Genomic DNA, 20,948 nt, shown 5'->3' on the forward strand with positions numbered 1-20,948 from the left:
GCTATTGTCCGACGGCCGGGGTCAGTCCCTGCTGTTCGTACAGGGCGACGCTGTCGAGCACCGTTCCGACCACGCCGCTGTAGACCGAGACGCCGGCGGCCTGGAGGGCCGCCGTTGCGGCCGGGCTCATGTCGCTGCACACCAGCCCGCCCACGCCGTATTGGCGCAGGAGCTCGGGCAGAGGGGTGCGGGTATTGAGTTCAACCACGGCATAGGCCTGATTGGCCAGGTCGACGAGGATCACGGCCTGGGCCTTGGCCTCGGAAGCCACCGTGGCGTTGACGCTTTTTTCCGGCGACAACACGCCGATGATGCCCGGCGTCGTGGCCGCCACCTGGCGGAACTTGCGGTCCACGCCGGTCTTGAGCTGGGTGCCCTGGGGCGTGTAGCCCGGCGGCGGCACCGAGACGAACAAATGCTTGTTGGCCCGCACCACTTCCACGGCCGCGCCGGCCTGCTGCCGGGTGGCCTGGATGAAGGTGTCGAGGTCGGGGGTGGCCATGCCGTTTACGGCCACGATCACATCGCCAGTCTGGAAGCCGACCATGCTGGCCTGGCCTTCCACTTCGTTGACGAGAATGCCCTGCATGTCCTGGGGCAGGCCCAGGGAGACGATGTCCTTGGGTTTGAGCTGGGCTGCGTCCATGCCGATCCAGGTGGCCGACAGCGTCACCTTGGCCGGGGGAATGAGCGGAATCTGGGGCGGCGCGGCCGGCCGTGCGGCCAGGGTCACCGAGGCTTCCACGGGGTTTCCCCCGCGCATGACCGAAAGGCGCAGGCTCTGGCCGATGGCCGCCTTTTCCACGGAGGCCTGGAACTGGGCCACATTGCTGATGCGGGCGTTGCCCACCCGGCGGATCATGTCGCCAACGGCCAGCCCGGCGAGCTGGGCCGGCGAATTGGGGGCCACGTGGCTTATAAGGACGCCCTTGTCGTCGGGCAGATTGAATTGGATGCGCATGATGGCGTCCACGTCCTGCACGTCCAACCCGACCCAGGGCGTCTTCTGGATAACGCCGACATCCAGGCCAAGGGGCGCGTTTTCCAGGGTGATGTGGGTGGATTTCTGCACCCCGGCCCGGCTGTAGACCGCCTTGACCGTCTCACCGGCCCGCTTGCCGCCGAGGATGCGGCCCACTTCGGCGGGACCGGCCAAATCGGCGTTGTCCAGGCGCAACAGGACGTCGCCGGCCTTGATGCCGGCGGCAGCCCCGGGGGAACCGGCGACCACGATGTTGACCAGCGCCCCACGCCCGGCGGCAAGGCCCAGGCCAGCGGCCGTCTGGGCCGGCAGGTCGCTTAGGCTCAAGCCCAGATAAGGCCCGCCTTGAGCAATGAGTTGCATTTGTTCGTTGCCGATTCCGGCAGGGAAACTGATGATCGGATCGCCGCCCGGGGCAGGGCCGGGCGCGGGCATGGCGGTTTGGGCCGCAGCCGGGAAAATCTCCCTTCCGTCCTCGCCGGCCTGAGGGCCGATGCCGGGCGCGCCGACCCATTTGATCATGATGGCCAAAAGCACCAGCACGCAGGCCAGCATGAGCGCCCCGAACCAGACCAGCAATCTGTCCGAGGCCACGCGGCCACGCTTGGGACAACCAGGTGCGTTTAATTCTTCAAAAGTATCTGACATGCCAACTCTCCGGCCGTGCTACGAAGCCGTCAATACAGGGTCTGCGGCGAGGTTCCCGGCAGGGCCTGGGCCTGGCGCCGGGGGGCGGCGACAGCCTGGGGCAGCCCCGGCTGGACCGCCGGCCCGCCGACGGCCACGGCCCGGGTCGGGGTCAACTGCCCGGCCTGATAGGCGTTCAGGATGTCCTGCACGCCGCCGGTGACGCCCGGATAGACGACAATGCGCTGGGAACCCAGGGTGGTCAGGGCTTCAGGGGTGAAATTGCCGGCAATAGCCACGCCGATTCCGAGATTCACCATGAGCTGGCTGGTGGCCACGCCGTGGCCGGGCACGCCGGCATTTGGGTTTGCCTCCACCCGGTAGGAGCGACGGGCCTGATCAACCAGGAGGTAATAAGGCGCGGACTCGAACTGGGGTGACACCTGGGCCGTCAGGTCCGGGGTCGTGGCGGCGATGACCACCAACGCACCGCTGACCTGGGGCGCGGCCGGCTGGGGGGGGGCCGGTTTGGGGACGGCCGGGGTGGTCAGGGCCGCCAGGTTGGCCGGCAGGGAAATAATGAGGTTGCGCGAGGTCTTGCCCCGATAGATATTGCACTTGACGTCCGCCCCGGGCTTTAAGCCGTTGATGGCGGCTTCCAAGGCAGCCACATTGGCGGTCAGGGTCTTGTCCACCCGCACGATCTCGTCGCCGGCGGCGAAGCCGGCCTTGTCGGCCAGGGAGCCGGGGGCCACGTCGAGGACCAGCAGGGCGTCCTCCTTGACCAGCTTGTATTTGGCGACCATGGCGTCGGTGACCGGCTGCACGGACAGCCCCAGAGAGGCGGCGGTCAGCCAGTCCAGGGCGGCGGCCTGGGCCGGCGCGCCGGCGGCCGGCTTGTCCACCCAGGTTCCGTTGGGCTGGAAGCCGTCGAGCACCTGGTGGCACAGCATGCAGTTGCCCCAGTCCTTGTGGGTCATCTTCTGGGCGATGGTGATAGGCGGCCCCTGCATGACCTTGGACACGGGCGCGCCCGCGCCGGTGGTGACGTGGCACTTGTTGCAGTTGCCCCAATAGGGATGGGTGGCTTTGGTCTTGACGTCCACGGGCGGTCCCATGGGCGTTTTGGCGGCGATCATGCGCGCCCCGCCCCCGGGGCCCTGCATGGGGCCGCGGTGCATGGGATTGGGACCGGGGCTAGCAAACGATCCGGGGCACTGCCGCCACAAGGTCCAGCCCACGATAATAACCACCAGCACGCCGACGACGATCAGGGCCGGCTTGAACTGGCGCATGCAGAAATCTTGTTCAAACTGTTTCATAAGCGAGCCCCATTCATCCTTCGGCGGGGTTAAGAACGACTGTAATCCTGGTCTTCATGCCCAGGGCATTGGCCACGGCGGCCCGGGCCTTGGCCTTGACCGCCTCGCCAGCCTCCAGGCTCAGATCGGCAGGGACGACGAGAATCAACTTGAGTTCCAAGGTCGGGCCAAGCTCGCGGCCCATGATCTGGCGCACCGAAACAACGTTCTCCAGACCTTCCAGGGCAGAACTGATGGCTTCCATGATTTCAGCCGGCGGCGCCTCGTCCATAAGCTTGAGCACGGACTCGTAGATGGACTCGATGCACAGCTTGAGGATCATCACGCCGACCACGAAGGCAGCCAGGGGGTCCATGAAGGAAAAACCCATCATGGCCCCGATGACGCCGATCAAAACAGCGACGGAAGCGTAGACGTCGGAACGGCTTTCCCAGGCTTTGGCCACCATGGAGGGGCTGTTGATCTGGGTGCCGGCGCACACGCTCTGGCGAAACATCAGTTCGTTGATGACAATGGCAAACACCGCCCCCCACAAGGCGAACCAGCAGGGATGCACCCAACGCCCGGCCACGATCGTGACGTAGCCGTCATGCATGATGTAGAGGCCAATGACGAACAGAAACAGATAAATGGAAATAGCCACCAGATACTCGGCCTTGCCGAAGCCGTCCGGGTATTTGGCGTTGGGCTGGCGGGCGGAAATCTGCAGGCCGATCATCATAACGAAGGTGGCCAGCAGATCGGCCACCGAATGCACAGCGTCGGCGATGAGCCCCTTGCTGCCGCCCACAAAGCCCAGATAGGCCTTGAGCGCGATCATCATGACGTTGCCCGCGACGTTGACCAGCCCCACCGACCGGGCGCACTTTTCACATGCCTTGTATTTCATTGATCTTCTTTTTCGTTTTGCTCGGCATCAATACGACGTTCTAGGTTCGTGGCCCCGCGGTACAGCACAACGGTCAGGACCAGGGTGGTCACAGCGATAAGAAGTCCTATCAGGTGCATGGTTGTCATAATATTCCCGACGTCAGAGTTGTGCTCTTTAAAAAACGTAATGACCTTTAAGCATGGCAAACAGCATCACGAAAAACAGCAGTTGCTGGGTATGCAGGATATAAATGCCTTTTTTGACATGCCCGGGCTGGTATTTGATCCACATGAGAAAGCCGCAAAACGTCAACAAACCCATGAGGGTCAGGGCCAGCATCAGCCAATAGTTGCCCCAAAGCGCGATATAGCAGTGCACGCAGGCCACCAGAAACGACAGCGTGTTAAGCCAGATATGGTAGACCAGCAGCCGGTTCATGAACGACTGCACGCCCTTGATGCGGTAGTGCAGCAACAGTCGCTTGAAGGGGAAATACACGTTGGCGGCCAAAAACAGCACCATGCTCAGATTGCCCGTGCCGGTGGCAAAATTATAATCCGACAGCCACGCATACAAAAAAGACAGAACCAGAAAGACCGCCAGATAGGTCAGCCGCGTCCGGACCGGTCCCCAGCCCCACAAGGGCAGCGTGTGCAGATACGATTCCGTTGTCATGACCGCTTGCGCTCCAGCCTAGTAACTGATGGGCGTCAGCACCTGGGCGTCCTGGGTCGCCTTGAAGTAAGGCGTCATCCTAAAGCCAAAGCACAGTGCAAAAAAATTCGAGGGGAACTTGTCCACGTAATTGGCGTAGGCCAGGATGGCTTCGTTGAACTTGACCCGCTCCCCGGCCAGATCCTTTTCCACTTCCACCAGGGCGGCCATGAGGCTCTGGAAATTGGCTGAAAGCTTGAGATCGGGGTATTGTTCGGCCACGGCCAACAGCCGGGCCAGGGCGGCGGAGGACAGCCCGGCGGCTCCGGCCGGAGCAGTCCCGGCCGGGGCGGCCGGGCCGGCGTTTTTCAGCAATTCCTCAACGGCTCCCGGATTGGCCCCTTCGCCGCCAAGGGCCGTGCGCAGCTTGACGATTTCGGTCAGGACGTTTTTCTCGTAATGGGAATAGTCCTGCAAGGCCTTGGCCAGATTGATGGAAATGTCGTTTCGCCGCTGCATGAAGACGTCCACCTGGGCCCGCGACTTCATGACGTCGTGCTCCACGCCGATAAGCGTGTTGTAATAATAGATGGTCGCCGCTGCCAAAACCAGGAAGCAAAAGCCCAGGAGCCAGCGCAGGCGGACATCCATGGGCATCTCGGCCACGGCTCGCAGGCGATAGCCCAGCTCGTCCCAGAAAGCATGCCGGGGCGCTTGGCGCGGGGCGAGGTCGTACTTCTTCCCGTAGGCCTCAACGATGATGTCGGTCATGCGTTTCGTCTTCATGGCTTGCGTCCGAAAGCTCCCCGGCTACTTCAATGTCCGCACGCCGTGGGCCACGGAAATGACGCCGAAAAGCACCAGGGCGATGGGCAGCACGCCGTACAGAAAATCCATGGTGGCAATGTATTCGTCATACCAGCCGTAGCCGCCCACGGCGAGCATCACCACGGCCACGAGCAGATTAATCTTTTTATAGCGCGTCTTGTCAAAGACCACCGACAGCAGGGCCAGCATGCCTATGATGATCATGATGGGCTGCAGGGAACCCTTGAAGACGCCGACAACCAGCGGGCTGTAATAATAGGTGAAAAACAACCCCAGCCCGAAGACCGCCAAACCAGACAATAAGTGACCAAACCGCATGGTGACCTCTTTTTTCGCCGTGAAACGTTGTGGCGTCCGCCCCGCTACCTGGGGGCTCCGGCGTCTATCCAGGCCAGGAACACCCGGGTGTCCGGCCCTGCGAAACGGTGCATCGGCCCGCCCGGCTCCACAAGCGTCTTGAGCAGACCGTTGTCGACATACATCTTGACGTCCTCATAGGTGGTCATTTTCCGAAACGGCCCCAGGTGGCAGCGCAGACAATCCTGGGCCATAAGCCCTTCGATGGTCCCGGTGTAGGTGAGATCGCCCGGTGCGACCTGGCCTCCCGCCCCCGGCGGACAGGCGAACTGCCCGCCCCCGCCGCCGCGTCCCGGCTGGCCGGGTTGGCCCGGCTGCCGGGGCTGGCCGCCGCGGGTGGGCTGGTTGAAGGCGGCGGCCGCCCCGCCGATGCGCGGCGGATTTTCCGGCGCGCCGGCGTCTATCCAGGCCAGGATGACGTCGGCGTCGGCCCCGGCGAAGCGGCGCATGGGGCCTTGCACCATGGCGGCGAGCATGCCGTTGTCGACAAAGGCCCGCACGCTGTCCCAATCCGTCAGATTGCGCGTGGCCCCGGAATGGCAGCGGGCGCAATCCTTCTGGATAATATCACGAATGGTGGACTCGTAATACACCTTCGCAGTGGTCTGGGCGACGGTGGCCGCCTGGGCACCCGGCTGGGCCTGGCTCCTGGCACCGGCCCCGGGGGCGCGGCGCATCGCGCCGGCGTCGGCCCAGGAAATGATCGTGCCGGCGTCGGCCCCGGCGAACTGGCGCATCATCGAACCGACCATGGCCGAAAGCATGCCGCTGTCGGCATAGGCCTTGATCGCGTCATAGCTCATCAGGTTGCGCATGGCACCGGAATGGCAGCGGGAGCAATCCTTCTGGACGATGTCACGGATGGTCGGCTCATAATACACCGGCGCGGCCGCTCCGGCGAACCGGTCCGCAAACGACGGCACCAAAAAAATCGCCGCAAAGACCAAGACAAACGCAAAACGCATGGCACATCCCGGGAACGACGCGGCAGGCCGCATCATTCCTCATCACTGTCCTGACTGCGCTCCAGCTCCATGACCTTCGTGAAATGTTCGGCCGCCGTCTTATGGTCGTCCTTGCGCACGTTCATGAAGCCAAGGTGCTGGTGGTATTTGATCTCTTCCGGATCGAGATCCACGGCCTTTTGCATGGCCTCGATGCCTTTTTCCAACTGCTCGTCGCCGTCGTAGGCCAGACCGAGCAGATAGTAGGCCCGGGCGTCCTCGGGCTTCTCCGCCACCACGGCCTCAAGCACGGGCAGGGCCAGCTTGTACTGCTTCATCTTGAGCAGCACGGCTCCCTTGCGGTAGCTGGCCATGAAGTGGTTGGGGCGCAGCTTTAAAACCTTGTCGAAAACCGTGACCGCCCGCTGGTAATCGCCAAGGTTGGCCAGGGCAATGCCCATCTGGTAAAGCGGTTCCGGGTCGTTTTTCTCGTGGCGCGCCCATTCCTTCAAGTAGCGCAGGGCTTCCTCGGGGGAACCGCGACGCAGGCAGCGCTGGCTGATATTGCGGTACAGCTTGGCCTTGTCCCGGGGCGTGAGACTAAACAGGCCGTTGTACCAGTCCAGCGTCCGGTTGAGCAGCCGGCCGCTGAGCAAAAGAAGGGAATTCCAGTAAAACGTCGAGGAATCCTCAACGCTGGATTCCATGTTGGCGACGTTTTTCTTGGCTTTGGCCGCCTTCTTGCGCCCGACAGGGGCACCTTCACTGGCGGAAAGCTCGTCGTCGTCAGGAACAATGTCCTCGATATCCTCCAGCTGCGGCTGCGCAACTGTTTTTTCCCCCTTACCCATGTACGTCCTCCTCGTCATCGCTGACGCTTTTTTGCGGAACACAACCGGCCAGGGCGGCAAGCAGCCCCCCGATCATACACAGCAGGGGCAGACCCCCCTTCACAACGTCCATGACATAGTAATACATGTCATATATGCCCCAGAGCCCCAAGGCGATACAGAGCAATCCCAAAACGATGGGCGTCATTCCCCTTCCTCCCTCGGCCATGCCACGTCCAGGCTTTGCGCCGGCTCCGGGGCCGGCAGACTCGAACGCTCATGACATAATGCCGAAAAGCCTGTGCTGTCCAGGCGTCAATCCTTCACGGACCGCCGCCGCGCCCAACCCCGGGCAGAAAGCTGCAGGGCACAGCCAAGCCAGTACCTGTCTATATCGAAAAACAAATTCACCGTATCAGTCAGTTACCCCCGGCAAAGCCGGGGGCATGAAAGACAATGAACCGCTCAAAGCGGTTTAAGAGTGAGCCGGCTAAAGCCGGCAACCGCTAAACCAGTTTCAGTTGCTCCAACCGACGATCTTCCTGCTCTTGGTTCCTGATGTATTCTCGAACAAGAGCCTCATCCAGACCGACGGTTGAAACAAAGTCTCCACGTGCCCAAAAGCTTTGGCCAACAAAGTTCTTTCGCCGTCCCATAAAGTTCCTGGCCAAGTGGATCGCGCTCTTACCTTTGATGTAACCAACTACCGAAGCTACTTCCTGAATCCGTAAGCAGTTTCAGTTCAACTTGCTTTGTAGGTGCAGTTCTTTGTTGAAAAAAATGAAATATTTTAGTATATTGACCTTGTTGGTCTAAACAGACGTCTTTCACCCGCGAGGTGCGCCGCATGGGAAAGTTGGCTCTTGAGATCACCGAGGAACCGATCATCGGCAATGCCGGGCTTGCAGCCATGGGCGAACTCATGCGCATCAGCGACATCGACTCCACCTGCGCCAAACGGGAGTCCGCGAACTATCAGGTTGCTGAGAAGGACATTCTGCGGTGCCTTGGCGGTCTCATCGGAATCGGTAAGGTAGGTTTCGACCATGTGCGGCAATTCAAGAACAGCGATTTCTTCGCCACAGCCCTGGGCGTTGGTCGTGTACCGTCGGAGGCCACTTTGCGGCAGCGCTTCGAGGCCATGAGCCTTGATCACGACGTCCATGACGCCATGCCCATGTGCTCTGTACGCATGCTGCGCAAGCTGGATTTCAAGCCCCGGCACGTTAGTGTGCCGCATTTTGTTGGCGTGCGGATCGACACGGATTCCACCATCCTCGACAACAGCGACACCAAGAAGGAGGGCATCGCCAAGGGCTACAACGGAGTTCTCGGCTACGCCCCGGTCTGCTCGTTTCTCGAAGGCGGTCTGATTGTAGGAGCCAAGCTTTGTCCGGGGAGCCACCATCCCCTGCATGAAGGGGCCTTGGACGTCCATGCCGGAGTCCGTTCGCGGGTGCGCAAGCTGACCAAGGCTCGCCTGCTCTGGGTGGACGACGCAGCCTTCGATGATGTGGCACTCATGGCGGTGCGGCATCAGGCCGGTGACAGCTTTATCACCCGCCACAATCTGCGCCGGGAAAAACCCGAGAACTTGATCAACTTGGCCATGAACGAAGGGCAAAGCCAAACTCCCAGACCCGGCAAGACCGTCTACACGGGTTGCACCCGCCGGGACCGTGAAGGCATCGGATCTGTCCGGCTGGTCTACGAGGTGATCGAGAGAACCAGCAAGAAAGGGCAGACCCTGCTCTTGCCGGAGTACAAAGTCTTCAGCGTCTGGACGAACCTCGAGAAGGTATCCGATGCCGACATCCTGCGGTTGTACCGCGACCGGGGTACGTGCGAGCAGTACTTCGCGGAGCTGAAAAGCGAACTCGACCTGGAGCGTCTTCCGTCCGGAAAGTTCAGCGTCAACGAGTTGTTCTTCCAACTCGGGGTCCTGGTAAACAACATGCTGCGCGTGCTGGGCGAGTCGCTTCTCGACTCCGGGATCATTGGGCTGAAGAGGGCAACGCGCCGCCGGTTGCGTACCATTATGCAGGGGATAATGTACTTGGGCGGTCGGTTCGTCCGGCATGCGCGGCGAGTTGTCGTGAAGGTGGTGTCCAACGGCGGATTCGGCGAAGCGCTTGTCGGCATGCAGAGACGGTTGGCGCAAGCCTAGAAATACGCGGAGAAAATTCCGTATCCGGGAGAGGTGCGCCCGAAAATCGTTCAAATCCACCCTGACCTCTGCTCCAAAGCCGAAATCAGGGAAAAAGCATCCCATGATCGGTTGGGGCTGGGTAGAAAGGGCTGAAAGGACCATTGAAAATCACCTTGTCGGTGGCAAAGAGAGATTTCAAGCTACGCGGCTACGGATTCAGGCTACTTCATATTTGGGAGGAATGGAGATGAGCATGTGGACATGGTCGGGCATGAGATGGCCTTCGACCACCCTACTCTCCTTCTGACGGGCTAATTCCCGCAGGATTTCCCCCATATACACGCGAAGTTGACCATACAAAACCTTTTTTCTGAACTTGGGTATCCAAACCACGTGGTACTTGCAGTCCCATACCGAGTGGCTTAGGCTTTCGTAGATGTTCAACGGAAGCCTCCGTCTGCTTGAGCTTTGAGCGGTTCAAGCGATGGAGGCTTCGCATTCCCGGAACTGTCAAACTATGGGAGTCCCCCGGCAAAGCCGGGGGTTTACCCGTGATTATTATTAATTTTAAGTAAATTACTGTTGCATGTCAACGCCTGCTCTTAACAGCGTGTTGAAAAACTCCGCCAAGTGACCGAGAATCCAGCCATCGCGGTTCCGGAGGTGATCTGATGGGGCTTGGCCGTCAGGGTGATCAGCAGGGGACGATGTATCTGGCCTGGGATGAGATTCCTCGGTCTCGTGGGCACGCTTTTTACGATCGTCTCCAGCAGACTCTCCGGAAAGCCGCCTTCGATGGTTTCGCCGAGAAGCTGTGCAAGCCCTTCTATTCCGACAAGGGGCGTCCCTCCATTCCGCCTGGCCGGTATTTTCGGATGCACCTCGTGGGGTATTTCGAGGGCATCGACAGCGAGCGCGGCATTGAGTGGCGCTGCGCCGATTCGCTTTCCCTCCGGGATTTTCTCCAGCTTTCGCCCAAGGAGTCTGTGCCGGATCATTCCTCGCTCAGTCGGACACGGTCCCGTCTGCCGCTGGCGACCCACCAAGAGGTTTTCACCTGGGTTCTCAAGGTGCTCAGCAAGGATGGCTTGGTCCTTGGAGGCCGCATTGGCGTGGACGCTTCGACCATGGAGGCCAACGCGGCGCTCAAAACCATCGTGCGCCGGGACACGGGTGAGAGCTACCGCAAGATGCTCCTGCGCATGGCTAAGGAGAGCGGCATCGACTCTCCGACGGATGAGGATCTGGCTCGCATGGACCGCAAGCGCGTCGGCAAGACGCTTTCGAACAAGGACTGGCAGTCGCAGGTCGATCCCGAGGCGAAGATCGCCAAGATGAAGGATGGCCGAACGCATCTGGCGTACAAGCCGGAGCACGCGGTGGACCTGGACACCGGCGCGGTCGTGGCGGTCGAGGTGCATGAAGCGGACAAGGGGGACACTTCGACTCTGCAAAAGACGCTGAAAGCCGCTCAAGAAAGTTTGCGACGGGTCACTTCCACACCGCCATGCCCGGACGATCCTGCGGAACTGGTCGCGGACAAGGGCTATTTCTCCCGGGATGTCCTCAAAGACCTGGACGGAGGGCCATGGCGGACGAGAATCGCCGAACCCAAGCGCAACGGCCTGAACTCCTGGCGTGGCGATCATGAGGCGCGGCGCGCCGTGTACAACAACCGAATCCGGATATCGTCGATGGTCGGGAAGGCCATGGGAAAACAGCGGACGGAACTGGTCGAAAGAAGCTTCGAGCATACGCTGGACCGGTCTGGCGGTATGCGCCGGGTCTGGCTCCGGGGACGGGAGAACATCCAGAAACGGTATCTGCTCCATGTGGCCGGTTTCAATCTCGGCCTGCTGATGCGGGTCAAGACCGGCCATGGCACCCCCAGGGGCTGGGCCAGTGCCTGGCTTGCGCTCATTTGGCCCAATCAGCATCCCTCAATGGCCTATTTGGCCATCGTCATGGTGGTCGAAGGACGATGCTGTGGAATCATGCCCATCGCCGTCATCTGCGGGGGAGAATAGCCGGAAACAGCTTTTTGCAACGGCCTGTTAACCACCTGCCCTTCTTCGACGCCTGCCAAACGGACCGTCCCTGTATAACATTCGAAATGCTGCGGAGAAAACGAACGGGGACGCCCACTCTAAAAGTTTATAATTACACGAAATATATGAAAAAAACGATTGCCAAACAGGTTCGATCAAAACCAGCAGGCCGATCGCGCTCCGAAAGCCCCTGGCAACGGCTGCGAAATTCCAAAAATAAAACCACAAGCATCCCTGCGCAAAATCACAGCAGCATGGCCCGGCGCGGTTCGCCATTGGCTTGATAATGGAAATCAGTTGTTCATTTTTGCTTTATTTTGCAGTCCGACATGCGGAGCATAAACTGCAACGCAGCAAATTATGAAATAAATTACACAAATATTGAAACCATTTTACAACAGTAAAAACGTTCAATTCGGCCACAACGTTGTTTACTGGGCAAAGGACTACCCTGAATCCGTAAACAACTTCAGTTCAACTTACTTTGCCGATACAGTTTGTTGTTGAAAAAGATGAAATATTTTAGCATATTGACTTCGCAGGTCTAAGCAAACGTCTTTCACCCGCGAGGTGCGCCACATGGGAAAGCTGACTCTTGAGATCACCGAAGAACCGATCGTCGGCAATGCCGGGCTTGTAGCCATGGGCGAACTCATGCGCATCAGCGGCATCGACTCCACCTGCGCCAAACGGGAATTCCCGAACTATCAGGTTGCTGAGAAGGACATTCTGCGGAGCCTTGGCGGTCTCATTGGAATAGGCAAGGTGGGTTTCGACCACGTGCGGCAATTCAAGAATAGTGAGTTCTTCCTGACAGCCCTGGGGCTTGGTCGTGTGCCGTCGGAAGCCACTCTGCGCCAGCGTTTCAAGGCCATGAGCCTTGATCGGAACGTTCACGAAGCCATGCCCGTGTGCTCTGTGCGCATGCTGCGAAAGCTGGATTTCAAGCCCCGGATCGTCACCGTACCGCACTTTGTTGGCGTGCGGATCGACACCGACTCCACCATCCTTGATAACAGCGACACCAAGAAGGAGGGCGTCGCCAAGGGCTACACCGGGATTCTCGGCTACGCCCCGGTCTGCTCGTTCCTCGAAGTCGGCCTGATTGTTGGAGCCAAGATTTGTCCAGGGAGCCATCACCCCCTGCATGAAGGGGCCTTGGACTTCCATGCCGGGGTCCGCTCGCGGGTGCGCAAGCTGGCCAATGCCCGTCTGCTCTGGGTGGGCGACACGGCCTTCGATGATTGGGCACTCAATGGCGGCGCGGCTCAAGGCCGGGGACAGTTTCATCACTCGCCACAATCTGCGCCGAGAAAAACCAGAGATTTTGATCAACCTGGCCATGCACGATGGACAAGTTCATTCTCCCAGGCCCGGCAAGACCGTCTACACGGGAAGCACCCGCCGGGAACGTGAAGAAATCGGAGATGTCCGGCTGGTGTATGAGATGACCGAGAGGACCAGCAAGAAAGGGCAGACCCTGCTCTTGCCAGAGTACAAAGTCTTCAGCGTCTGGACGAACCTCGAGAAGGTGTCCGATGCCGACATCCTGCGGTTGTACCGAGACCGGGGTACATGCGAGCAGTATTTCGCGGAGCTGAAAAGCGAACTCGACCTGGAGCGCCTTCCGTCCGGGAAATTCAGCGTCAACGAGTTGTTCTTCCAGCTCGGGGTCCTGGTAAACAACATGCTGCGCGTGCTGGGCGAGTCGCTTCTCGACTCCGGGGTCATTGGGCTGAAGAGGGCAACGCGCCGCCGGTTGCGCACTATTATGCAGGGGATGATGTACTTGGGCGGACGGTTCGTCCGGCATGCGCGGCGAGTTGTCGTGAAGGTGGTGTCCAACGGCGGCTTCGGCGAAGCGCTTGTCGGCATGCAGAGACGGTTGGCGCAAGCCTAAAAATACGCGGAGTAACTTCCGTACCCGGGAGAGGTGTGCCCGAAAATCGCTCAAATCCACCCTGACCTCTGCTCCAAAGCTGAAATCAGGAAAAAAGCATCCCATACTCGGCTGGGGCTGAGCAGAAAGGGCTGAAAGGAGCATCAAAAAGCACCTCGTCGGTGGCAAAGAGAGATTTCAAGCTACGCGGCTACGGATTCAGGGACTACGCTTATCCCTGCTCCGGGAGCCGCTCTTTGGGCCGCCGGCGGGTGCCGCCGGGACTTGCGACCCGCCTTAAAAATACGCAATGCCGCTTGCCCCTGGCCGGGCCTGCGCCACAGGCCGCACAAACCAGGCACCCCAACAATAACCAGCGTTGCATTACCCCACACGCCGACCAGTCTTTGCTCGTTCTGTTGCGCTTTGACCGGCCGCATCCGCCTGGCGAAGGAGGAACGGCCTTTGGCGTCGGTGGACTGCCGCCACGGGCAGCCGGCAAACCGCCGGTGCACCGGCGTTTGACAGCCCTTGCTTTGGACAGCCCTGCTTTGGACAGCCCTTGACGCAATGCAGCCGATCACCCATAATATTTTATTGGAAAAGACGACAGGCCTCGCGGCCTGTCGTTACCCGCCATGCCAACGCCAACCAGAAGTCAAACGAGCAATGCCTTTTCCCAAAGACATCCCCCTGGAGACGATCATGGACAGTCTGGCCGACGGCGTCTTCACCGTCGACCTCAACTGGACCATCACCTTTTTCAACCGAGCCGCCGCCGAAATCACCGGCATCCCGGCCCGGGAAGCCATCGGCCGCAAGTGCCACGACGTGTTCCAGTCCTCCATCTGCGACGGATCGTGCGCTCTTAAAAGCTGCATGGAGGACAAGGTCACCCTGTCCAACAAGTCCATCCACATCGTGCGCCCCGACGGTAAAAAGATTCCCCTGTCCATCAGTGCCGCGCCGCTGCTCGACCGCCGTGGCCGCGTGGCCGGCGGCGTGGAAACCTTCCGCGACCTCTCCGACATCCAGCTCATGCGCAAAAAGCTCCAAGGGGCCTGCTCCCTGGACGACATCATCACCCGCAGCCGCGCCCTGACCAGAACCCTCAACATCCTGCCGCGCATTGCCGCCAGCCAGACCTCGGTCCTGCTCCTTGGCGAATCCGGCACCGGCAAGGAACTCTTCGCCCGGGCCATCCACAACCAAAGCCCGCGCAAGGATGGCCCCTTTGTGGCCATCAACTGCGGGGCGTTGCCGGAAACGCTCATGGAATCGGAGTTGTTCGGATACAAAAAAGGCGCCTTCACCGACGCCCGCAGCGACCACCTGGGACGCTTTGAGACGGCCCAGGGCGGCACCATCCTGCTCGACGAAATCGGCGATATGCCCCTGCGCCTGCAGGTCAAACTGCTGCGCGTGCTCCAGGAAAAGACCTTTGAGCCGCTGGGCTCCACCCACTCCGTGCCCACGGACGTGCGCATCATCGCCGCCACAAACCTCGATCTCGACGACATGGTTGCCTCCGGCCGCTTCCGCCCGGACCTGTACTACCGCCTGAGCGTGGCCCGCATGTCCCTGCCCCCCCTGCGGGAACGGCCCGAGGACATCCTCCTTCTGGCCAACCACTTCATCGAGCATTTCAACGCCCTGCACGGTGTCGACATCCAAGGCCCTTCCGAGGACGTGGTTCACGTCCTTTTGCGCCACGCCTACCCAGGCAACGTGCGCGAACTGCGCAACATCCTGGAATACGCCTCGCTTTTATGCTCCAAAGGGTTTGTGCACATCGAGCATCTGCCCGAATACCTGCATCCCGCCGCCACGCCCCGGCCGGCTGGCCGCCCCGGCCAGACCCTTCGCGACATCCGCCTGCAAGCCGTCCAGGAATGCCTCCAGCGCCACGACGGACGCAAAATGGCCGCCTGCCGCGAACTCGATATCAGCAAGGACACCTTGCGCCGCATCCTGTCCGGCGCGCCAAGGACGTAAAACGCGCCGTCTAGCCCACCGAATCGGGCGCATTTCGCGTCTTTTTTTTCTGCCTGAGCAATATCGCCTTGTCAACTAGCTGATATTATGGAATTATAACAAACGGAATAGATTTTGCATTAATTGAAAGCTGTCTCGGCATCGACGCCGGGTGCCTCGGCTGGACGCTTCCGTCATGGACAGCCAAGCCCAACGGTTCGGCACCGCTTCCGGGCGGTGCGGCACAACCCTGCAACCACGCTGTAAGGCGGGATTTCATGCGGTATTTTCTCAAGGACAGAGCAACGGAATTTGAAAGCTACATCGGTGTCCAGCCCAAATCCTTCGCCATCTTTTTCCTGGCCGTGGCCCTGGCCGCCGCCGCCGCCACAGGTGTGTACTGGTCCGTTTTCGGCTTCAAGCACTGGAACACCGAGATGACCACGGCCCAGCGTATCCTCCTGGCCGCCGCGACCACGCCAGCCCAGGCCCCGGCCGTGCAAAACGCCGGCGCAACCGGCCAGTACGTCTGCCCGGTCCACGGTGCCGTGGGCATGCCGCGTTTTGACGCTGCGGGCATACCCCGCTGCCCGGTTGGCGGTGAAGTCATGCAGTTTGCCGGCCGCCCCCTGGCCACCGCGACTGCGGCGGCCTTTGCCGGTGGCTGAGGCGCAGCGCCTGTCGGCTCGGGGAGCCGACTCAACCAGAATGCAGGGACCACCGCCGCCGCGCCCCTTGGGCAAAACGCCCGCGAGACCATGATGGACGCCACCCAGGCCGTCGCCGCCCGCCCGGCCGCCGGGGCAGCTACCGCCCCCATGGGCCAAAACGCCCGGGAAACCCTCATGGATGCGACCCAGGCGGCTTTTGCCGGTGGCTGAGGAGGCGGCTCCTAAGCGATCCGGCGGATCGCACACCGTTTCCATGTCCACCCCGTCACCCGGCCCTGGCCGGCAGAACGCCCATCGGCCGTCATTGCTCCACGAATCCTGCGACCCAGAGGAACCGTCTTCCATGCAACGCCAGCAAAACCACGCAACTGCCGACAGCCGGGGCCTCGTCTGGGTGGTGCTGGCGGCCAGCGCCACCCTGGTCGTCCTGGCCGCCATCCTGGCCAACACCGGCAACAGCCAGCCCCCCCAGGCCATGGTGGCCGCCGGCCTGAACGGCCGCACGCCGGGACTTGCCCGCCAGCCCGGAACAGGACTGCGGGCCGCTGCCGCCGCCATGGTCTACTACGAACCAACCATCCGCGACATCATCAACGCCGATTGCAGCCGCTGCCACTCCGGCGCGGCCCGCAATCTCATGGACTACGACAACCTCAACGCCTACGCCCAAAGCGGCATGCTCTCGGCCATGGTGCAAGGCCCCATGCGCAATTTCGCCGGTGCCGACGCCGACGCCATCCTGGCCTGGGTGGATGCCGGAGCGCCGGAGAAAGCCCCGGCCAGGACAGCCACCGCCGCCGCCCTGACCACCCCGCGCTACGCCTGCCCGCCGCCGGCCGACCTTGGCGTCTGGAAACCCTTGCCGTAGACCATAGGCGGGGGCACGGTATTTTCGTCCACCGGCGTCCCCGCCAAACGACGAAAGGATACCGCATGCATATCTTGGTTTTTCTTGTTCTCGCTGTTATCTGCTTTTACGTCGGGAAGAAATTCTTTTCCAAATGAGCCCGCCCCTGCCCCGACGGTTGTTGCGTCCGGGCCGTCAGGGCAAGGCTCCATCGATCATGCGAGGCGCCATGGGCAAGGCCAAGACCGGACAGACGCCGGGCAACCGGCTGGCGACCGGGAACTTCCGGGGGGAACTCGGCTCCTGGGGACTCGCCGTTGCCCTGGCCTTTGGCCGGCGGCTCCTGGCCCGCCCGGCGGCCGGAGCCTATCTGTCCGGACTCGCCGACCGCTGTTTCGCTCCAGGCGGCGCGCCGGCTCCGCCTCCCCCCCAGGCCGGCGCCCTGGCCGACGGCGTCGTGTCCCTCTTGCGCCGCACCGGCCCCTTTCCCGGCCGCATCGGCGTCGACGGCCTGCCGGGTAGCGGCAAAAGCAGCCTGGCCGCCGCCCTGGGCGAACGCCTCTGCCTGGACGTCGTGTGCCTTGACCACACCAACCTGGACAAGCCCCGGGACTTACATCGGCCTTTCGCCATCCACGAACACCACCGCCTGCTGCGCACCCAGGACATCGCCCCCCTCGACGCCATCATCTACATCGACGATCCGGTCGAGGCGGCCATGGCCAGGGTACTCACGCGCAAACGCGGGGCCTATCTGCTGGAGATTCTGGATTTCACCCTGCACAAGCGCATAGGCGATCTGGCCTTCGCCCTGGCCGACGGCCTAGCCCTGACCGTCCCCGGCAGTGCGGTCCGGCTGAAACGGCGCCCGGCCGACGGCTACCGCCACAGGCAACGCATCGACGACGCCGTTGCCGAGCGGGGCGGCGACGCGGCCGGACGCAGCCTGGAGGAAGCGCTGTTTCTCCTGGCCGGGCTGGCCCCGCGCCACGGATTTACCGCCTATCTCAATGCCCAGGCCCTGACCGCTGATCTTTTCGGCGCCTTGGCCGACTGCCTGCCGGGAAGCGTCTTGGGCCGACGCGGCCGATGAGGCTGCTCTTGACGGGCGTTGCCAGCCTGGACCGCCGCGTCGCCGCCTGGATGGCCCGGGTCCGATCCCCCAGGTTGACGCGTTTTATGCGGCTGGCGACCCAGCTCGGCGCTGCCCCCCTCTGTCTGACGACCTACGTCGCCGCGTTTTTTCTGTCCGGGCCAGTTCTGGCGGCTTCCGCCCTGGCCATGGCCCAGACGGAAGCACTCCTGTTGCCGGCCATGGCCGCCCTGCGTCTGCTCACGCGCCGCCCCCGCCCGCTGCCAGCGGCCCGTCCCTGCCTTTTCCCCTGGAACCGCTCTTCCTTTCCCTCCTGGCACGCCGCCAGGACGGCCATGATCGCAACCATCCTGACCGCCCATATCCCGGGCGCGGCCGCGCCAGCCTGGACGGCCGCCGCCCTGGTCTGGATCAGCCGAAGCTATCTGGGGCGGCATTATATAAGTGATATCGTGTGCGGCGGGCTGCTCGGGGCGGCGGCGGCAGCGGCCCTGGCGGCGGCATAGGGTCGGCAACCGGTCGCAGCGGCGCCTGGGCGCAGTCGGCGGCGCGTTCCAAAGCGGCGGGCGCCAACACGCCGACGCCGCCCCGCTTTGTCGCCGGAGCAGTCTCCACGGAGCCTCCGGGCAGCCTCGGGATCAGGGAAGAAAAATCAGAAATTAAAGAACATGAGCTTGACGCCCATGAAGATGAAAACCGGAACGAGCAGCAGCAGCAAGGCCTTGTCGCCTATGAAGTTGGAGAGCCTGGCCCCGAACTGGGCGCCGACCACGGCCCCGATGGAAAGGCAGATCGACGTCTTGTAGTCCAGGTCGCCGTCGACCAGCAGCGGGATGAGGGTGAAGCCGGCGTTTACAGCCGTGATGAAATGCGAGGTGGCGGTGGCCACATGGACGGGAAAGGCCAGCACATAGACGAGCACCGGCACCTGGATAAGTCCGCCGCCGATGCCGAGCAAAGTGGAAACCGCGCCGATAATGGCGGTTAAGATGATGCCGAGCTTTTCATTGACCGCGTAGGCATAGCGGTTGCCGGACCTGTCGGTAATGACCCGCTGGACCAGCGTCGTCTCCGGCTCCTCCATGGCGTCCAGAAAGTCATCGTCAAGGGACAGCCGCGAATGCCCGCTCTTTTTATTCCCTGGCCGGAAGCGTTTGGGGAACATCCCCCGGGAACCGGCAAAACGTGCGCCGTAGGGGCGCAAAAAGATATACAGGGCCAGCAGGACCAGGAAAAAACCAAAGATGAAGGAAAAGACATTGATTTTGATATAATGGAGGGCCACCACGCTGAGCAGGGCACCGGGGATGGCGGCCAGGGAGAATTTTATGCCGCTGACCAGATCAATCCTGCGCTCCTTGAGATAGGCGATGGTGCCCGAGGCGGTGTTGCAAAAAACGACCAAGACAGAGACGGCCACTATGGTCGGCGTGTCAAACCGGTACAGCGTCGCCAGCATCGGGACGAGGATAGGGCCGCCGCCGATGCCGACCAGGGTGCCATAGCAGCCGACCAGCAGGCCAAAAAGAAGGAGTCCGACAATTTCGAGCACCGAGCATACTCCAGGCAAACGCTGCCGGGCAGGCTATCACCATTACTTGCGGCCAAAAGGATCAGAAACAATGCAGACCAGGTAGTTCCAGGCGGTGCTGCTGTTGCAACACGACACCAAGCCGGCCGGTCCCCTCGGGCAGGGACCGGACCGGGCTCACTCCCAGGCCCCCCACCGATCCATGACGAGTTTCCAGACCGCCTGCAAGGCCGGGGCGCGGCAGGGTTCGACACCCGTGGCTTCGGTCTTGAAATTCGCGTAATCTAGTGAGTCGGCCGTCTGGGCCAGATACGCGGCCAGGGCCTGCTGCGGCAGAATGGCCCGGAAGGCGTATTCAGAGTCGCCATGTTCGATGATTTCCGCCCTGGCCCCGAGCTTGCCTAGCAGCCGTTCCAGATCCGCCCGGCTTTGCGCCCTGACAGCCAACTCATCTTCACTGCAATGCCGACTTTTGACAATGCTGAAAAAGCCGTCCGTCGTAAAAATCCACATCCGGGACTCCGTTTAATTGGTTTCTTCCGTGCTGCACGATCCTTGCCGGATACGCTGATACGCCCGGCGCACCGGTTCCTCGCCGTACAGGGCCTCCAGGCGTCGGACGATGAAGTGGCCCCGGGCCACATCCTGAAAGTGGCCGATAAAGATATAATTGACTGTCGCGCCCCCGACCGCGCCCAGAAGCGGCACGGACTGGGCGGCGAACTTCTCCGAAAGGCGCAGCGAAAAGCGTTCGGCGATGGTGGCCGTAAAGCGGCCAAGGAGGGTTCCGGCCTCGTCGCTGATCCCCCGCACGGCCAACAGGGCGGCGATCTCGGGGAGGTTTTGCGACAGCAGGGTTCGGATGGCATAATAGCCCGGCACAGCCCCGTCCAGCCGGGTTCCGCCGCTGAGGGCGAAAACCTTAAGGCATTCCAGCCGGACTTCGGGATCATCGAGCAACGCGCCCTGGCTGCGGGCGATATCGGCGATGGAACGCAGCATGACCACGGTTGAAATCGGGGCTTCCACGGCCAGCCCGGCCAATCCGCCCAGGCCGCCGACAAACCCGCCGGCGGTCACGCAGCCTTTATGAAAGATGTCGGAAGCCTTCCGGCGCGGCTTGTCGCCAAGGGTCTGCAGGGCCACGTTCTGGGCCTTGCGCAGACAGTCCTGGGTGATGGAGTTGATCTTGTCCTTGGCCTTTTGCGGCAACAGCGACAAGGCCGTCTCGATGGGCAGGCCCAGGGCGTCGCAAAGGCGCATGGCCAGCGGCTTGGTCTCAAGCAACTCGCAGGCCAGGGCAAGCTGGCCCATGTCCACGTCCGTCATACGCATCGCAAA

General features: G+C 61.7%; 22 protein-coding genes and 2 pseudogenes. 10 read left to right on the plus strand and 14 right to left on the minus strand.

Features of this window, described 5'->3' with window-relative positions; all coding sequences use genetic code 11:
* Window position 1: 1 nt before the first annotated feature.
* The 10 genes and pseudogenes from DMR_RS19355 to DMR_RS23895 all read right to left on the minus strand — a co-directional run.
* Window positions 2-1,630: a PDZ domain-containing protein gene (locus DMR_RS19355; protein ID WP_015862729.1), complete on the minus strand. Its 1,629-nt coding sequence runs from the start codon at window positions 1,628-1,630 to the stop codon at window positions 2-4.
* A gap of 29 nt (window positions 1,631-1,659) precedes the next feature.
* The gene (locus DMR_RS22620) at window positions 1,660-2,931 is read right to left on the minus strand and encodes a PDZ domain-containing protein (protein ID WP_015862730.1); all 1,272 of its coding nucleotides are present in this window, start codon (window positions 2,929-2,931) and stop codon (window positions 1,660-1,662) included.
* Between the two features lie 13 nt (window positions 2,932-2,944).
* Window positions 2,945-3,820, minus strand: a complete 876-nt coding sequence (locus tag DMR_RS19365; RefSeq protein WP_015862731.1) for a cation diffusion facilitator family transporter — start codon at window positions 3,818-3,820, stop codon at window positions 2,945-2,947.
* Window positions 3,821-3,976: 156 nt separating this feature from the next.
* Window positions 3,977-4,477 carry a hypothetical protein gene (locus DMR_RS19370; protein ID WP_015862732.1) on the minus strand — a complete coding sequence of 167 codons (501 nt, stop codon included), beginning with the start codon at window positions 4,475-4,477 and terminating at the stop codon, window positions 3,977-3,979.
* A gap of 18 nt (window positions 4,478-4,495) precedes the next feature.
* Window positions 4,496-5,242, minus strand: coding sequence for a LemA family protein (locus DMR_RS22625; RefSeq protein WP_052279026.1), 747 nt, complete (start codon window positions 5,240-5,242; stop codon window positions 4,496-4,498).
* A gap of 24 nt (window positions 5,243-5,266) precedes the next feature.
* A complete protein-coding gene (locus DMR_RS19380; RefSeq protein ID WP_015862734.1) occupies window positions 5,267-5,602 on the minus strand; it encodes a hypothetical protein in 336 nt (111 codons plus the stop codon).
* Window positions 5,603-5,646: 44 nt separating this feature from the next.
* Complete coding sequence (locus tag DMR_RS19385; RefSeq protein WP_043601171.1) at window positions 5,647-6,606, minus strand: hypothetical protein; 960 nt, start codon at window positions 6,604-6,606, stop codon at window positions 5,647-5,649.
* A 32-nt stretch (window positions 6,607-6,638) separates the two neighbouring features.
* Window positions 6,639-7,436, minus strand: coding sequence for a magnetosome protein MamA (mamA, locus tag DMR_RS19390; protein WP_043601173.1), 798 nt, complete (start codon window positions 7,434-7,436; stop codon window positions 6,639-6,641).
* On the minus strand, window positions 7,429-7,623 hold the full coding sequence (gene mamI / locus DMR_RS19395) for a magnetosome protein MamI (RefSeq protein WP_043601177.1): 195 nt from the start codon (window positions 7,621-7,623) through the stop codon (window positions 7,429-7,431). The genes mamA and mamI overlap by 8 nt, the downstream gene beginning before the upstream one ends.
* A 298-nt stretch (window positions 7,624-7,921) precedes the next feature.
* Window positions 7,922-8,131, minus strand: a pseudogene (locus DMR_RS23895) (transposase); the annotation flags it as partial.
* Between the two features lie 131 nt (window positions 8,132-8,262).
* Here DMR_RS23895 and DMR_RS19400 point away from each other — a divergent pair.
* Entirely contained in the window at window positions 8,263-9,582 is a 1,320-nt protein-coding gene (locus DMR_RS19400) for an IS1380 family transposase (RefSeq protein ID WP_043601180.1), read from the plus strand.
* Between the two features lie 201 nt (window positions 9,583-9,783).
* On the opposite strand, the pseudogene tnpA reads toward DMR_RS19400, so the two are convergent.
* Window positions 9,784-10,008, minus strand: a pseudogene (gene tnpA / locus DMR_RS19405) (IS200/IS605 family transposase); the annotation flags it as partial.
* A gap of 227 nt (window positions 10,009-10,235) precedes the next feature.
* Here tnpA and DMR_RS19410 point away from each other — a divergent pair.
* The 9 genes from DMR_RS19410 to DMR_RS22635 all read left to right on the plus strand — a co-directional run bounded on the left by DMR_RS19410 (window position 10,236) and on the right by DMR_RS22635 (window position 18,582).
* Window positions 10,236-11,591, plus strand: a complete 1,356-nt coding sequence (locus DMR_RS19410) for a transposase (protein ID WP_012749714.1) — start codon at window positions 10,236-10,238, stop codon at window positions 11,589-11,591.
* 600 nt (window positions 11,592-12,191) lie between these two features.
* The gene (locus DMR_RS24960) at window positions 12,192-13,028 is read left to right on the plus strand and encodes a hypothetical protein (RefSeq protein WP_052279027.1); all 837 of its coding nucleotides are present in this window, start codon (window positions 12,192-12,194) and stop codon (window positions 13,026-13,028) included.
* Between the two features lie 31 nt (window positions 13,029-13,059).
* Window positions 13,060-13,512, plus strand: a complete 453-nt coding sequence (locus tag DMR_RS24965) for a transposase (protein WP_232502940.1) — start codon at window positions 13,060-13,062, stop codon at window positions 13,510-13,512.
* A gap of 648 nt (window positions 13,513-14,160) precedes the next feature.
* Window positions 14,161-15,486 carry a sigma-54 interaction domain-containing protein gene (locus tag DMR_RS19425; protein ID WP_015862741.1) on the plus strand — a complete coding sequence of 442 codons (1,326 nt, stop codon included), beginning with the start codon at window positions 14,161-14,163 and terminating at the stop codon, window positions 15,484-15,486.
* A 257-nt stretch (window positions 15,487-15,743) separates the two neighbouring features.
* Window positions 15,744-16,133 carry a hypothetical protein gene (locus tag DMR_RS19430; protein WP_015862742.1) on the plus strand — a complete coding sequence of 130 codons (390 nt, stop codon included), beginning with the start codon at window positions 15,744-15,746 and terminating at the stop codon, window positions 16,131-16,133.
* Between the two features lie 90 nt (window positions 16,134-16,223).
* Window positions 16,224-16,346, plus strand: a complete 123-nt coding sequence (locus DMR_RS25650; RefSeq protein ID WP_015862743.1) for a hypothetical protein — start codon at window positions 16,224-16,226, stop codon at window positions 16,344-16,346.
* A 133-nt stretch (window positions 16,347-16,479) separates the two neighbouring features.
* On the plus strand, window positions 16,480-17,004 hold the full coding sequence (locus DMR_RS19435; protein WP_015862744.1) for a hypothetical protein: 525 nt from the start codon (window positions 16,480-16,482) through the stop codon (window positions 17,002-17,004).
* 196 nt (window positions 17,005-17,200) lie between these two features.
* Window positions 17,201-18,076, plus strand: coding sequence for a hypothetical protein (locus DMR_RS19440; RefSeq protein ID WP_015862745.1), 876 nt, complete (start codon window positions 17,201-17,203; stop codon window positions 18,074-18,076).
* Window positions 18,077-18,084: 8 nt separating this feature from the next.
* The gene (locus tag DMR_RS22635; protein ID WP_158304263.1) at window positions 18,085-18,582 is read left to right on the plus strand and encodes a phosphatase PAP2 family protein; all 498 of its coding nucleotides are present in this window, start codon (window positions 18,085-18,087) and stop codon (window positions 18,580-18,582) included.
* 146 nt (window positions 18,583-18,728) lie between these two features.
* On the opposite strand, the gene DMR_RS19450 is transcribed toward DMR_RS22635, so the two are convergent.
* The 3 genes from DMR_RS19450 to DMR_RS19460 form a co-directional block, all read right to left on the minus strand.
* On the minus strand, window positions 18,729-19,628 hold the full coding sequence (locus DMR_RS19450) for a sulfite exporter TauE/SafE family protein (protein ID WP_015862747.1): 900 nt from the start codon (window positions 19,626-19,628) through the stop codon (window positions 18,729-18,731).
* A gap of 156 nt (window positions 19,629-19,784) precedes the next feature.
* On the minus strand, window positions 19,785-20,120 hold the full coding sequence (locus DMR_RS19455; protein WP_015862748.1) for a hypothetical protein: 336 nt from the start codon (window positions 20,118-20,120) through the stop codon (window positions 19,785-19,787).
* A gap of 12 nt (window positions 20,121-20,132) precedes the next feature.
* The gene (locus tag DMR_RS19460; RefSeq protein ID WP_052279029.1) at window positions 20,133-20,921 is read right to left on the minus strand and encodes an EcsC family protein; all 789 of its coding nucleotides are present in this window, start codon (window positions 20,919-20,921) and stop codon (window positions 20,133-20,135) included.
* Window positions 20,922-20,948 lie beyond the last annotated feature (27 nt).

Source organism: Solidesulfovibrio magneticus RS-1 (assembly GCF_000010665.1).
Taxonomy (GTDB): domain Bacteria; phylum Desulfobacterota; class Desulfovibrionia; order Desulfovibrionales; family Desulfovibrionaceae; genus Solidesulfovibrio; species Solidesulfovibrio magneticus.

What these genes read in the sequence shown, in the direction of transcription:
- DMR_RS22625 (WP_052279026.1), bottom strand. Translation starts at nt 5,242, where the DNA reads ATGAAGACGAAACGCATGACCGACATCATCGTTGAGGCCTACGGGAAG.
- DMR_RS19430 (WP_015862742.1), top strand. Translation starts at nt 15,744, where the DNA reads ATGCGGTATTTTCTCAAGGACAGAGCAACGGAATTTGAAAGCTACATC.
- DMR_RS19435 (WP_015862744.1), top strand. Translation starts at nt 16,480, where the DNA reads ATGCAACGCCAGCAAAACCACGCAACTGCCGACAGCCGGGGCCTCGTC.
- DMR_RS24965 (WP_232502940.1), top strand. Translation starts at nt 13,060, where the DNA reads ATGACCGAGAGGACCAGCAAGAAAGGGCAGACCCTGCTCTTGCCAGAG.
- DMR_RS19440 (WP_015862745.1), top strand. Translation starts at nt 17,201, where the DNA reads ATGCGAGGCGCCATGGGCAAGGCCAAGACCGGACAGACGCCGGGCAAC.
- DMR_RS19385 (WP_043601171.1), bottom strand. Translation starts at nt 6,606, where the DNA reads ATGCGTTTTGCGTTTGTCTTGGTCTTTGCGGCGATTTTTTTGGTGCCG.
- DMR_RS19380 (WP_015862734.1), bottom strand. Translation starts at nt 5,602, where the DNA reads ATGCGGTTTGGTCACTTATTGTCTGGTTTGGCGGTCTTCGGGCTGGGG.
- DMR_RS22620 (WP_015862730.1), bottom strand. Translation starts at nt 2,931, where the DNA reads ATGAAACAGTTTGAACAAGATTTCTGCATGCGCCAGTTCAAGCCGGCC.
- DMR_RS19370 (WP_015862732.1), bottom strand. Translation starts at nt 4,477, where the DNA reads ATGACAACGGAATCGTATCTGCACACGCTGCCCTTGTGGGGCTGGGGA.
- mamI (WP_043601177.1), bottom strand. Translation starts at nt 7,623, where the DNA reads ATGACGCCCATCGTTTTGGGATTGCTCTGTATCGCCTTGGGGCTCTGG.
- DMR_RS19460 (WP_052279029.1), bottom strand. Translation starts at nt 20,921, where the DNA reads ATGGGCCAGCTTGCCCTGGCCTGCGAGTTGCTTGAGACCAAGCCGCTG.
- DMR_RS19355 (WP_015862729.1), bottom strand. Translation starts at nt 1,630, where the DNA reads ATGTCAGATACTTTTGAAGAATTAAACGCACCTGGTTGTCCCAAGCGT.
- DMR_RS19425 (WP_015862741.1), top strand. Translation starts at nt 14,161, where the DNA reads ATGCCTTTTCCCAAAGACATCCCCCTGGAGACGATCATGGACAGTCTG.
- DMR_RS19400 (WP_043601180.1), top strand. Translation starts at nt 8,263, where the DNA reads ATGGGAAAGTTGGCTCTTGAGATCACCGAGGAACCGATCATCGGCAAT.
- DMR_RS19410 (WP_012749714.1), top strand. Translation starts at nt 10,236, where the DNA reads ATGGGGCTTGGCCGTCAGGGTGATCAGCAGGGGACGATGTATCTGGCC.
- DMR_RS25650 (WP_015862743.1), top strand. Translation starts at nt 16,224, where the DNA reads ATGATGGACGCCACCCAGGCCGTCGCCGCCCGCCCGGCCGCCGGGGCA.
- DMR_RS19455 (WP_015862748.1), bottom strand. Translation starts at nt 20,120, where the DNA reads ATGTGGATTTTTACGACGGACGGCTTTTTCAGCATTGTCAAAAGTCGG.
- DMR_RS24960 (WP_052279027.1), top strand. Translation starts at nt 12,192, where the DNA reads ATGGGAAAGCTGACTCTTGAGATCACCGAAGAACCGATCGTCGGCAAT.
- DMR_RS19365 (WP_015862731.1), bottom strand. Translation starts at nt 3,820, where the DNA reads ATGAAATACAAGGCATGTGAAAAGTGCGCCCGGTCGGTGGGGCTGGTC.
- mamA (WP_043601173.1), bottom strand. Translation starts at nt 7,436, where the DNA reads ATGGGTAAGGGGGAAAAAACAGTTGCGCAGCCGCAGCTGGAGGATATC.